Raw genomic sequence first — 13069 nt, forward strand, 5'->3', positions numbered from 1 at the left:
CTTTTAGATTAACCTAATATTTCTTTCATATCAGCTTCTGCGTTTGAAGTAGGTTTTATATTGAACTTATCAACTAATACTTGTAATACGTTTGGTGAAATGAAAGCTGGTAAAGTTGGTCCAAGATAAATATTTTTGATATTTAATGATAATAATGTAAGAAGTATGCATACTGCTTTTTGTTCATACCATGATAGTATTATTGATAAAGGTAGTTCGTTTACATCGCATTCAAAAGCTTCTGCAAGAGCAACTGCGATTTTTATAGCAGAATAAGCATCATTACATTGACCTACATCTAATAATCTTGGGAATTCCCCAATCTTACCAAAATCTTTTTTATTAAATCTATATTTTCCACAAGCTAATGTTAAAATTATTGTATCTTTAGGTGTTTTTTCAGCAAATTCAGTATAATAATTTCTTCCTGGTCTAGCACCATCACATCCACCTATTAAGAAGAAGTGTTTAATATCACCTTTTTTTACAGCCTCAATAATTTTGTCAGACAGGCTTAATACTGTATTATGACCAAATCCTACTAATATTTTCTTTTCTTCTTCGTCCTCTTGCCAACCACCAAGCTCTAAAGCTTTTTCTATTAAAGGTGTAAAATCTTTTTTACCATTTACTTCTTCTATATGAGCTACATCTGGCCAACCTACTATGCTAGTAGTAAAAATTCTGTCTTTATAACTATCTCTAGGTTTTTGTAAACAGTTTGTTGTCATTAAAATTGCACCAGGTATGTTATCGAATTCATCTTGTTGATCTTGCCATGCGCCACCGTAGTTACCAACTAAATGCGGATATTTTTTAAGTTCAGGATATGCATGAGCTGGTAACATTTCTCCATGAGTATAAATATTTATACCTTTACCTTCTGTTTGTTCAAGAAGTTCTTTTAAATCCTTTAAATCATGACCAGAAATTATTATGAAAGGTCCTTTTTTCTTAGTTATTAATACTTCAGTTGGTTCAGGATGACCATAAGCACCAGTATTAGCACTATCTAATAATTCCATACATTTAAAGTTAACTTGACCTAATTCCATATTTAGATTAAACAAATCATCTATTGTTAAATTATCATTTAAAGTAGCTGCTAATCCTTTATAGAAGAAATTATTCACAGTTTCATCTGTTTTACCTAAAACATAAGCATGATGTGCATATGCAGCCATTCCTTTTAAACCGTAAATAAGTAGTTCTCTAAGTGAACGTATATCTTGATCTAAGTCTTCGTCAGCCATTATTCCAACTTTTTTTGCATCATTTATCATTTCTTCTTTTGTAGAAGGTATTTTGTAACTTGCAGCGTCTGGGATAGATGCTTCAATATCTCCAGCTAATTCTTTAAGATTTTCTTTTACTTCAGCAGCTTTCTTAATATATTCAACAAATCTTTCAGCATCAAAGTTAACATTAGTTAAAGTAGCAAACATTGCATCCATAACAAACTTATGAGTTTCTTCATCAATTTTTTTACCTTTTTCTAATGCTTTCTGTCCATAAAAACCTATTCCTTTTAATAAGTAAACAAGTAAGTCTTGTAATGCTGCAACTTCTGGGTCTTTCCCACAAACACCTATTTTAACACAACCTTTTCCACCTGCTGTTTGTTCACATTGATAACAAAACATTTGATTATCCACGATTACCCCTCCTTTTATTTTTCTTTAATTATAATTTACCCAAAACCTAAAAATAATTCAGTGATTTGAATCACAAAAAGAAAAAAGACTTCTACTAGCTCGACTAATAGAAGTCTTGATTAATGTAAAAATTAATAAGAGAAATCCATTTTTCTAACTACAACGCCATTTATCGCACTTAATTTTTCTTCCAATTCGTTACATTTATCACCGCAGTTGTTAGTTAATTCAAGTATTATTAATCCTTTTTCTGTACAATTATTATCTTCTGCTTGTTGATGTAAACCTAATCTAGTCTTAATAATACATCCGTAATCAGTTAATATTTTTTGTACTTCAGATATTTCTTCGAAACGATTGTCAATTTGTAGACCTAAAATTATTTTTGACATATTATCCCTCCATATATATTTTTTTAATCCTATTATAATATTTTCAAAAAATTATCTTTTTAAACAAGTTTGATTATATTAATCTCCTAAAAGAATACTGATATCTAGTAATTTCTGCTGTAATTCTATAAGTTTATTTTTCAAATTATCATAATCTTTTTTTAATATTTCTTCATCAATAATTTTCTCAGTATTAGCAATTAAAACTTCAAACTGATTATATACTTCTTGTAGTTCTTTTTTAATATTTTCTTTCTTTTTAAGAGGCTCTAATATTTCACCTTGATAAATCTTTGTTTCATTATCCTTAAATTCATATATATATCCTATATTTGGTACGACAGTATCGACCTTATAAGTTTTCTTAATTAATTCTGCTAAGGCATTAGCAGATTGTTCTTCACCATGGACTACAAAGATTTTTTCAGGGAATTTTTTAAATCCTTTTAACCAGTCCATTAGGCCTTTTTGGTCAGCGTGACCAGAGAAGCCTTCAATACTATATATTTCTGCTAAAACTTTTATTTCTTCACCTAGTATTTTTACTTTTTTTATACCATCTTTAAGCATTCTGCCTAAAGTACCTTCTGCCTGATAACCTACAAATATAACGCTATTTTCTTTTTTCCAAAGATTATGTTTAAGATGATGTCTAATTCTACCAGCAGTACACATTCCACTAGCTGAAATTATAACCTTTGGATAATTATATTCATTCAGCCGCATAGATTCTTTCTGATCATTAACAAAATGAAGATTTTCAAATTCAAATGGATTATCTCCGCTTAGTATGAGTTCTTTAGCTTCATCATCAAAGCAATATGGGTTCTCTTTAAAAACTTGAGTAGCTGAAACTGCCATTGGACTGTCAACATAGATAGGTATTTTCTTATATGTTTCTATGATGTCTAAATTCTCATAATAATTATTTAATTCATAGATTAATTCTTGAGTTCTTCCTACAGCAAATGAAGGGATAATAACTGTACCACCTCGCGATGTGGTTCTATTTATTATTTCTATTAATTTATTAGCTCTCTCAGTAACACTTTCATGTAGTCTATCACCATATGTTGATTCTATAATTAAATAGTCAGCTTCTTCTATAAGTTCTGGATCTCTTAGTATAGGTTTATTTTTCATTCCTAAGTCACCAGAATAAACTATTTTTACTGTTTTGTTCTTCTCAGTAATCCATAGCTCTATTATTGAAGAACCAAGCAAATGACCAGCATCTCTAAACCTGACTTGAATATTTTCACTTAAATTAATTTTTTGGTCATATAAAATAGGTTCAAAGTAATTTAAACTTATATTAGCATCTTCAACTGTATATAGAGGCTCAATAGGAGCTTTACCAGCACGCAGGCGTTTTTTGTTAAGCCATTTTGTATCTGATTCTTGTATATGACCACTATCTAAAAGCATAATTTTACATAAATCATAAGTTGCTTTTGTACAAATTATTTTGCCTTTAAAACCCTCTTTTACTAATTTTGGAATTCTACCACTATGGTCTATATGAGCATGACTAAGCAAAACAAAATCAATTTCAGAAGGATTGTATTCAAAATCCTTGAAATTTAGTTTTTCTAGTTCTTCACTACCTTGAAACATACCACAATCGATTAAAATTTTGTGTTTATCTGTTGTAATCAAATGATTAGAGCCTGTTACAACTTCAGCAGCTCCATAAAAATGTATTTTCATTCCCACTCCTCCTAACATAAATAAAAATATATATAATATATACCCACTTTATATATAATTTAAATTGAAAATATATGTTTTTAAATGAATTATATGTATTTTTAGGGGTAATATATAACAAAACCTTCTATTCAATTTATAAGGATAATTTTGCCCACATCCATAAACAGAAATTATATTCAAAATTATTTACTGCTTAATAAGGAATATTATAAAAAAAATAGAAAAAACTGAATGGGGGATATAAAGTGAAAGTTCTAGTTACAGGTGGTGCTGGATTTATTGGATCTAATTTAGTTGATAAATTATTAGCTTTAAATCATGAAGTTGTAGTAATTGACAATTTATATACAGGAAATAAGGAATATATAAACCCAAAGGCTAAATTTTATAATATGGATATTCGGGGAAAAAATATAATAGAAGTATTTGAAGAAGAACAATTTGATATAGTATATCATTTAGCTGCTCAAGTAGATGTAAATAGATCTATAATTAATCCTAAGTTTGATAGTGATATTAACATAGCTGGTATAATAAATATTTTGGACAATTGTATGAAATATAATATAAGAAAGATTATTTATTCCTCATCAGCGGCTATTTATGGTGAACCTAAATATTTGGGAATTGATGAAAAACATCCGATAAATCCAGTTTCTTTTTATGGATTATCTAAATATACAGCAGAAAACTATATAAAGTTATATAGCAAATTGTACGGATTTAAATATACTATTTTACGATATGCAAATGTGTATGGTATAAGGCAGAATAAAAAAGGAGAAGGGGGAGTAATAGCGAAATTTATAGATATGATGTTAAACAATGAAATCCCTATTATATATGGTGATGGAACGCAAACAAGAGATTTCATTTTTGTCGATGATGTAATAGAAGCTAATATTCTTGCTATGGAGAGAGGAGATAATGAAATACTAAATATAGGTTCAGGAGAAGAAATATCAGTAAATGATCTGCTTAATATGCTAAAGAAAATTTTCAATATCCAAATAGAGCCTTTATTTAAATCTGAGAGAAAAGGAGATATTAAACATTCATTTTTTAATATAAATAAAGCATACAAAAGTATAGGTTGGAAACCAAAATATTCTTTATATAATGGATTAATAAGGACTGTAAATTTTTATAGGAGTGGTTTTTTTGAATAAAAAAAAGTTAAGATATTGTTTGATAGAGACTATCATTATAGATTTTATTATATTTATTGTATTTTATAGGTTAAGTCCGGTCAAAGATAATTTTCTTACATTAAATTTGCATCCACTTCTTATAGTTACTTCAATGATAGCACTTAGGTACGGTAATTATTTAGGGCTTATTAGTGCGACAATTTCCTCTTTGGTTTATGTGTATGTTTATTATTTACTAGGTAAAGACCTTTATATATTTTTGATTGATTTTAGTTACTATAAGTTTTTGTTAATGTTTTATTTATCTGCTGTAATTTTAGGAAGATTTAAGGATAATTATGAGTTTAGGCTAAAAAATATGGATTTGGAGTTTGATTTGTTAAAGAAGAATTATGATGAATTACATGAATTATATGAGAAATGTACATTCATTAGAGAGCAAATGAAAAAGCAGATTATTGGTGCTCAGTACAGTATAATTTCATTATTTGAAGCAGCATCTTCGTTAGTTAAGCTCAATCCAGAAGAAGTGTATACAGAAACTTTAGGTATTTTATCCAAGTTTTTAGGAGCAAGAAGTATATCTATTTATACTGTAGATGATAGACAGGAATATTTGAGATTAAAAATTAAAGTTGGAGATTTTACTGAAATAAGAAATTCTATAAAAGTAGATGAAGATGAATGTTATAAGCTTTTAATTTTTGAAAAAAAGGTTATTAAGCATGATATAAATTGTCAGGACAATTTTCCTATAATGTCTGCTCCATTGATAAAAGACGACAAAGTTATAGCGATAATAAATATAGATGAGATGAATTTTGAAGAGGTTACTGATTATTCTTATAATCTATTTAAAGTAATTGTAGAGTGGATAAATAAAGCATTAGTTAGTGCTATAGAGATAGAAGAAGATATAAATAAAGATTATTATTATTATGATGGTACTCGTATTATGAAGTTTGATAGATTCATTCAAAGGTTGGAAGAAGAGAAAAAGCGAAAAAGCAAATTTAAACTTGAATATTGTTTACTTGCCTATAAGAGGAATGAAATAGATTTAAATATTTTGGACATTAATTTCAGACAGATATTAAGAAAAACAGATGTAATAGGTTATGATGATGAAAATGATATTGTATATGTGTTACTGCCAGCAACAAAAACTAAAAATCTAGATTTAATTAATGAAAAGATATTAAATATATTTAATTATAAATTAGAGTTTGTTGACAAAATAAATTATTTATGAAAATTAAGTTTGTCTACAGTCTGACTGGAGAGGGTAAAATGAAAAACCGGAAAAATCTAGTTTTTATATTAATAATAATTTTGATGTCAGCTATTTTGATTCAAGTATTTAGAAGTGAGATTTTAGAAAGTGTTTTTAGAATAAGGCAAAAACAAAAAACTATTGATTTTAAGTATATAAGCACTGAAATACCAGATAGCTGTAATAAAATATTAGTACTTTTCTCTAAAAAAGATAAGGGGTCGAAAGATTTATTTAATAATATTTTCCATACATTCAGAATGGCAAAATTGAATTGTGAGTACTTAAAAATAGATTCAGATAAAGTGACAGAAGAGGTAAAAAGGTTAAAATATGATGATTTATTAGTTATAGGCACTGAAAGAGTATATGAATTAAAAAATTATAAAAGTATTTTAGAGTATGTAAATAATGGGGGTAAGGCAGTATTTTTAGTAAGGGAATATTTTCCTGTGTTTGATGAAATGGTAGGGATAGTACAAAATAGAGGCTTTTTAAATGATATCATTGCAGGGTATAAGTCTACGGCAAAGTTTTTCCCTGGGTTAGATGAGATAGAAATAAAAGATAAAAAAGTATCAAATTCTATTTTAGATGTAGATTTAGACAAAGATGTTAAAGTTTTAGCTGTCGCAGAAAAACGACCGATTGTATGGATACATGAATATGGAAAAGGGAAGGTACTATATGTTAATTCGACCTTACTGATGGATAAAGCAAATAGAGGTTTACTGCTTCAGTATACGGCATATATAAATGATTATTTTTTAACAACTATATTTAATGGGAAAATAGTTGATATTGATGATTTTCCAGCACCTATAAAATCAGGTAGAGATGAGATTATATATAATCATTATCACATGAACAATCGACAGTTTTATAGAAATATTTGGTGGTCTTTTTTATACAATTTAGCTAAAAAGTATAATTTGAAATATACTGGACTTGTTATTGGAACATATTCTAATGATACTATGAGTCCAATAAGGAAACTAAATAAGCAGGAGCTAAATGATATAAAATATTTCGGAAGAAAATTAGCTGAGCTTAATGGAGAAATAGGAGTACATGGTTATAATCATAATTCATTGGCTTTGGAAGGGCAAATGGAGTTTGAAAAATACGGTTATATACCGTGGGAATCTTTGGAAACAATGGAAGAAGGCCTTAAGGTATTAAAGGATGAGCTTGAAAAACTATTTGGTGATGTTAAGATTCTTACTTATGTACCACCTTCTAATATAATTTCGAGGGATGGTAAAATTGCAGTAAAAAAAGTATTTAAAGATGTTAAAGTTTTTGCAGGATTATATACTGGTGAAAAAGAAAAAGGTGTGTTATATCAGGAGTTTGGAAAGGACCCTGATATGCCAGATACTTATGATTTTCCTAGAATAAGTGCTGGATACCGTTATGATGAAAAATTGATGTGGGATATTTATAACGGTATTGCTCATTATGGGATATTTAATCATTTTATACATCCTGATGATTTGTTGGATATAAAAAGATCTAAGGGTATGACATGGAGAGAAATGGAGAAAAATTTTGAACGGATTATTAAAGAGGTGTATAATAACTTTCCATTTCTAGTTCCTATGACTGACTATGAGGCATATATCAATTATTTGAAATTAGAAAAATTAAAAGTTTATACAAAAAAAGTTGATAATACAATTTACATATATTATGAAAATGGAGTTGTGCCAATATATCATTTTTTAAGGTCTAAAGAAAAGGTAAAAAGAGTAGAAGGTGGTTATTGTAAGCTGATAGATAATGACAGGAATTTATATTTAATAGAGGGTAGGAGTCCTGTAGTGAAAGTTGTTTTGGAATAGGTGATATAATGCGAGTATTTGAGTTTATTATGTATTTAATATTAACAATACTAGATGCTATAATTTCAATTAATTACTTTTTCTTTCAAAATATAACTTTTAGTGCATTAGTGTTTTTGCATATAGTTTTTGTTTCTATATTATTTATTTTTAGTAAAAAAGTTTTTAAAGATTCAAAAGCACTGCCTTTTTATATTGCTTTATTTTTACCTGGTGTAGGCATGATTTTTATTACAGCTATAAATATTATGTTAGAAAGTTATGCGATGAAAAATGGTTTAATAAAAGAATATGAAAAATATGTTCATTATAAAAATGAATTAGGGAACATAAAGAAAATAAATTTTAATAAAGAATTGAACGTGTTAAGTATGTATGATAAATTGAAACATTCTCCAAGCAGTGAGAAAAAAGAAGCAATAATAGAGTTGATTGATAATGATATAGAAATAAAAGTAAATATTTTAAGAACTGCTTTATTAGATAAAGATCCTGAGGTAGTTCATTATGCTGCATCTACTCTTAATTTATTTGAACAGGAGTATGAGAGAAAGTTATTTAACCTAAAACAAAAGTATATAGAAAGCAATGAGATAAATACTTTGGTAGAAATGATTGAACTATACGATAGCTATATTAATTCAGGTCTTTTAGGCGATGAATCTTTAGAAGTTTATTTAAATGAGTATTTAAATCTATTAGAAGATAATATAGACAGGTTTAATGATAATTATGAAATTTTGCTTAAAATGATAGATGTTAATATTAAATTAAGTAAATTTGATGACTGTTTTTATATAATAAAAAGGCTTTTTGAGAACTTTTCTCCAAGATTTGAGACATATTTCTACTTAATGAAGATTTATTATAATTTAAAAAACTATAAAATGGTTTCAAATATAGCTAAAAATATTAAAGAATTAGAAATTAAGATACCTGAAAAATACGAGGGAATAATAGATTACTGGTTATAGGGAGAGAGAATAATGGAAGTATGTATTATATCAGAAGGTTCTTATCCGTATATTCCTGGTGGAGTTGCGTCCTGGATACATCAACTGGTTACAGAAATGAAGGAGATAAATTTCAAAATACTTTCAATAATGCCTTCTGAAGACGAAACATTGAAATATAGATATGATGTACCTGAAAATGTTATAGAGATAAAAACAGTATATTTAAATGGTTATCATAATATATCGCCCAAAAAAAGAAAGAGAGAACCTCATATTAATAAAGATAAGTTGAAGGAATTGGAAGAATTTTTAAGATTTAATAAAGATGTAAATTGGGAAACAGTTATTGGTATTATGGCTAATAGAAAGAAAATGGGAGATTGTGTAGAGTTTTTAAAAAGCCAAACCTTTTGGAATATACTGCTTAATTTATATCAGGAGAAATATAGACATGAAGATTTTAATAGATTTTTTTGGACTATGAGATCGATGTTTTTGCCTATGATAAATATCATTCAGACAGAAATACCGAAAGCTGATATATATCATTCAGTGTCAACAGGCTATGCTGGATTATTAGGAGTAGTTTCGAAAGTAAAATATAAGAAACCATTCATATTAACTGAGCATGGAATATATGCTAGAGAGAGAGAAGAAGAAATTATTAAATCAAAATGGGTACAAGGTATATATAAAAGTATTTGGATTAATTTTTTCTACTTTATTTCAACAGGTGCTTATAAGGCAGCTGATAGAGTTATTTCTCTATTTGAAAGAAATAGAAACATACAATTAGAACTTGGTTCAGAGAAACATAAAACTATAGTAATACCAAATGGTGTTGATATAAAAAGATATAAAGTAAAAAAAGAGAAACATGAAGGATTTAATATAGGTGCAATTTTAAGAATTGTTCCTATAAAAGATGTAAAGACATTGATTAGGGCTTTTAAAATAGTTAATTTGAAAATTCCTAATTCAAAATTATATTTAATAGGTCCTTATGATGAAGATAAAGAGTATTATAATGAATGTTTAAATTTGATTAAAACTTTAAAATTGAATAAAAATGTAATTATAACAGGAAGAGTAGATATAAAAAATTATCTTCCTAAGATGGATGTTTTGGTATTAACATCAATTTCAGAAGGTCAACCTTTAGTTATATTGGAAGGCATGGCTTCAGGTATACCTATTGTTGCGACTGATGTTGGTTCATGTAGGGAGTTGATTGAAGGAACTAAAAAAGATGATATAGGACTTGCAGGTATTGTGACTAAACCAGTATCTCCAAATGAAACTGCAGATGCAGTTATAAGAATCTTGAAAAATGAAAAATTGAGGCAGCAAATGAGTTTGAATGGAAGGAAAAGAGTAGAAAGATATTATACAAAAGAAAAGCTGATATCGAGATATTCTGAAATATATTATGAATTAAGGTGATTAAATGGCAGGCATAGGATTCGTTTTGAAAAAACTGTTTAAAGAGGAAATGTATTTAAAACGCACAAAGGCTTATATATATTCTGCTTTAGTTTCTGCTGGACCATGGATTGCCGCAGTTATTACTGTGAATATATTACTTTTTTTAACCGATTATTATTTTGATGATATTGCTCAAAGAGATTTATTTATGGGGACTATTGTATATAGTTTTGTTTTTTCTCAGATTATTACTGCTCCATGGCAAATTATTATTACAAGATATATATCTGATAAGCTTTATATTAAGGATTACGGATATATACGTGCTTCTTTTAAGGGAATAAGTAAAATTATAGCGTGTTTAAGTTTCATGATAGCTTTTGTTTACTATTACAATAAGGATTTACCTGTTTATTATAAGTATATGTCGCTTTCACTTTTTGTTTTGATTTCTTTAATATGGATATTAATGGTTTATTTGGGTGCAGTAAAAAATTACTTAATAATATCCAAGGCATTTATTTATGGGGGATGTATATCTGTTATTCTTACAATTGTTTCAATATATTATCCTATACCTTTTAAGGAGTACAGTATAGCAAGTAATATTTTACTAAGTTACTTGACAGGAATAATGTTTACTTATCTTATATTGATGTATAGTTTTTTGACGACTTTCTTTTATGGAAACAATTTTGAATTTGATTTTATTAGTTACATAAGCAAACTACCTAGCTTATTTTATATTGGACTTTTTTATACATTAGGGCTTTGGATTGATGATATTATGATGTGGTATAGCCCGTTAGGAGTAGATATTTATGAAACGTATAAATATGCACCGCTTTACGATAGTGCTGTTTTTCTAGCTTATTTAACAGTAATCCCAACAATGATATTATTTATGGTATCTATTGAAACGGAATTTTACGATAAATATAAAAAATACTACGGATTAGCAGCAAAGGATGGTACATATGAACAGATTGAGATTGCAAGGCAAGAAATGGAGCGTTCTATAAACAGACAGTTAATATATACAATGGAAACTCAGACTATAATAACTTTAACTATTATAGTTTTATCTAGCAAAATATTTGCTTTTTTAGGTGTACCTCTTATAGTAAGGGACATATTTAGAATAAGTGTTTTAGGTTCATTATGTAATGTTTTTGTATTGCTTATAATACTTATACTTTTATACTTTGAAATGAGAAAGCAAGCTCTATTTGTATCTTTAATGTTTTTATTATCAAATGCTGCTTTTACTTATTATTTTATACCTAAAGGAGTAAAATTCTATGGTTTTGGCTATTTTTTAGGTTCATTTATTACACTGATTGCAGCTATAATAATTCTAATATATGTTGTAAGAAGAATCACTTATTATACTTTTGCTATGCAGCCATTATTTAAAGCAAAAGAAAAAGGTATTTTTATCTGGCTAGCTGATATATTGAACAAAAAAGGTAGTTTTTAATTTTATATTTAGTTTTTATATCCCATCACTTTTTGTATTATTTTTTTTGTTATATCTTTATTTTCAGTATCATAAAATGTAATTTTATCATTAATGTTAAATCTATCCTGAAATTTAAAAGGTATTAAATAATAATCCTGTTCGAAAACTTTCTCTTCATAGACATAATTTCCAAAATCAATTTTAATTTTAGAAATTATGTGGTCTTTATTTTCTCCAAAAATACAATAGAACAAAGGATTTCCTCCAGCACGATATCTTCCAAATACCTTATCATTCAAACTGTTACCTATTCTTTTATATCTACCAAATAGTTTTTTTTCATAAAAAGACATTCCTATATATTCTTTATTATCAGTACCTCTATAAGTGTAAAGAAAATAAAGCTCTGATTTTTCTAGTTTCTTCTTTCTTATAGTTACATCATGGCCGACTTCTTGCTCTATATGACTTTCTATTTCATCATATTTAATATATTGTGAGCTATTAAACATATATATAATCAAAGTTCCTATAACACCTAAAATTATAATACTATATATTCTATATTTAATCTTCATAGATATTTACCCCCAAACTAACCCAAAATAAAATAGAAAATTTTTAAAGGAAATATTTCAAGATTGACACTATTATTTTTTTTAATGGCTGGAATGTATTGTTATAGTCTGATTTATTATTTTTTATTATCTCTTAATACAATATACTTTTATTGAATATTAGTGATTTTATTATTTACAATAATAACTTTTGTGTTTTTTTATATAGTATAAAAGCATAGTGTATTCTAAAAACATAAGAACTCCGCAGAATAAAATAGGGAATATAAATTCATTTGACATAATATAGGCAATTTCTAATATTACTGATAATTGCATAATTAAATACAAAGTTAAACTTAGATAATAAGAATATTTTCTTTTTTTTAAAGATCCTATACCTGCAATTATAAATATTAAACCAATAAGTAACCATATACTATATACTAAATAAGGATTATTAGAACTTCTAACTACTGATATATTGTAACGATTCTGGTTCATAATGTTTGTAAGACTATTGAATATCAATAAAATTCCATGTAATATAGTTATATACGAAATAGCTTTTATAAGAATACCCCCTTATAATTAACCGTAGTGTTAAAAGGTTTAGAGCAAATTTGACACCCAAACATTGA

General features: G+C 27.1%; 10 protein-coding genes. 6 read left to right on the forward strand and 4 right to left on the reverse strand.

Annotated elements, in window-relative coordinates; genetic code table 11:
- Positions 1–8: 8 nt before the first annotated feature.
- The 3 genes from hcp to BFN48_RS10560 form a co-directional block, all read right to left on the reverse strand.
- A complete protein-coding gene (hcp, locus tag BFN48_RS10550; protein WP_207644729.1) occupies positions 9–1655 on the reverse strand; it encodes a hydroxylamine reductase in 1647 nt (548 codons plus the stop codon).
- A gap of 131 nt (positions 1656–1786) precedes the next feature.
- A complete protein-coding gene (locus BFN48_RS10555) occupies positions 1787–2047 on the reverse strand; it encodes a CPF_0552 family protein (RefSeq protein WP_069650858.1) in 261 nt (86 codons plus the stop codon).
- 78 nt (positions 2048–2125) lie between these two features.
- Entirely contained in the window at positions 2126–3757 is a 1632-nt protein-coding gene (locus BFN48_RS10560; protein WP_069650859.1) for an MBL fold metallo-hydrolase RNA specificity domain-containing protein, read from the reverse strand.
- Positions 3758–4005: 248 nt separating this feature from the next.
- On the opposite strand from BFN48_RS10560, the gene BFN48_RS10565 reads away from it, so the two are divergent.
- Genes BFN48_RS10565 through pelG form a run of 6 tightly spaced genes read left to right on the forward strand, consistent with a single transcriptional unit; the run spans position 4006 to position 11889 of the window.
- Positions 4006–4929, forward strand: coding sequence for an NAD-dependent epimerase/dehydratase family protein (locus BFN48_RS10565; protein WP_069650860.1), 924 nt, complete (start codon positions 4006–4008; stop codon positions 4927–4929).
- Positions 4922–6163, forward strand: a complete 1242-nt coding sequence (locus tag BFN48_RS10570; RefSeq protein WP_069650861.1) for a GAF domain-containing protein — start codon at positions 4922–4924, stop codon at positions 6161–6163. Before BFN48_RS10565 ends, BFN48_RS10570 begins: the two co-directional genes overlap by 8 nt.
- 38 nt (positions 6164–6201) lie before the next feature.
- Positions 6202–8028 (forward strand): DUF2194 domain-containing protein, encoded by a 1827-nt coding sequence (locus tag BFN48_RS10575; protein ID WP_069650862.1) that lies wholly within the window; start codon positions 6202–6204, stop codon positions 8026–8028.
- 29 nt (positions 8029–8057) lie between these two features.
- Positions 8058–9002 (forward strand): hypothetical protein, encoded by a 945-nt coding sequence (locus tag BFN48_RS10580; RefSeq protein ID WP_176718867.1) that lies wholly within the window; start codon positions 8058–8060, stop codon positions 9000–9002.
- 12 nt (positions 9003–9014) lie between these two features.
- Entirely contained in the window at positions 9015–10427 is a 1413-nt protein-coding gene (gene pelF, locus BFN48_RS10585) for a GT4 family glycosyltransferase PelF (RefSeq protein WP_069650864.1), read from the forward strand.
- Between the two features lie 4 nt (positions 10428–10431).
- Positions 10432–11889: an exopolysaccharide Pel transporter PelG gene (pelG, locus tag BFN48_RS10590; RefSeq protein ID WP_069650865.1), complete on the forward strand. Its 1458-nt coding sequence runs from the start codon at positions 10432–10434 to the stop codon at positions 11887–11889.
- A gap of 8 nt (positions 11890–11897) precedes the next feature.
- Here pelG and BFN48_RS10595 read toward each other — a convergent pair whose 3' ends face one another.
- Positions 11898–12449 (reverse strand): hypothetical protein, encoded by a 552-nt coding sequence (locus tag BFN48_RS10595; protein WP_069650866.1) that lies wholly within the window; start codon positions 12447–12449, stop codon positions 11898–11900.
- Between the last annotated feature and the right edge of the window lie 620 nt (positions 12450–13069).

Origin of the sequence: Caloranaerobacter ferrireducens, assembly GCF_001730685.1 — a bacterium.
In the GTDB taxonomy this organism is placed as follows: domain Bacteria; phylum Bacillota; class Clostridia; order Tissierellales; family Thermohalobacteraceae; genus Caloranaerobacter; species Caloranaerobacter ferrireducens.

Excerpts from the sequence above, each read along its gene's own strand:
- BFN48_RS10555 (WP_069650858.1), bottom strand. The coding sequence starts at position 2,047 with ATGTCAAAAATAATTTTAGGTCTACAAATTGACAATCGTTTCGAAGAA.
- BFN48_RS10560 (WP_069650859.1), bottom strand. The coding sequence starts at position 3,757 with ATGAAAATACATTTTTATGGAGCTGCTGAAGTTGTAACAGGCTCTAAT.
- BFN48_RS10575 (WP_069650862.1), top strand. The coding sequence starts at position 6,202 with ATGAAAAACCGGAAAAATCTAGTTTTTATATTAATAATAATTTTGATG.
- BFN48_RS10580 (WP_176718867.1), top strand. The coding sequence starts at position 8,058 with ATGTATTTAATATTAACAATACTAGATGCTATAATTTCAATTAATTAC.
- pelF (WP_069650864.1), top strand. The coding sequence starts at position 9,015 with ATGGAAGTATGTATTATATCAGAAGGTTCTTATCCGTATATTCCTGGT.
- pelG (WP_069650865.1), top strand. The coding sequence starts at position 10,432 with ATGGCAGGCATAGGATTCGTTTTGAAAAAACTGTTTAAAGAGGAAATG.
- BFN48_RS10595 (WP_069650866.1), bottom strand. The coding sequence starts at position 12,449 with ATGAAGATTAAATATAGAATATATAGTATTATAATTTTAGGTGTTATA.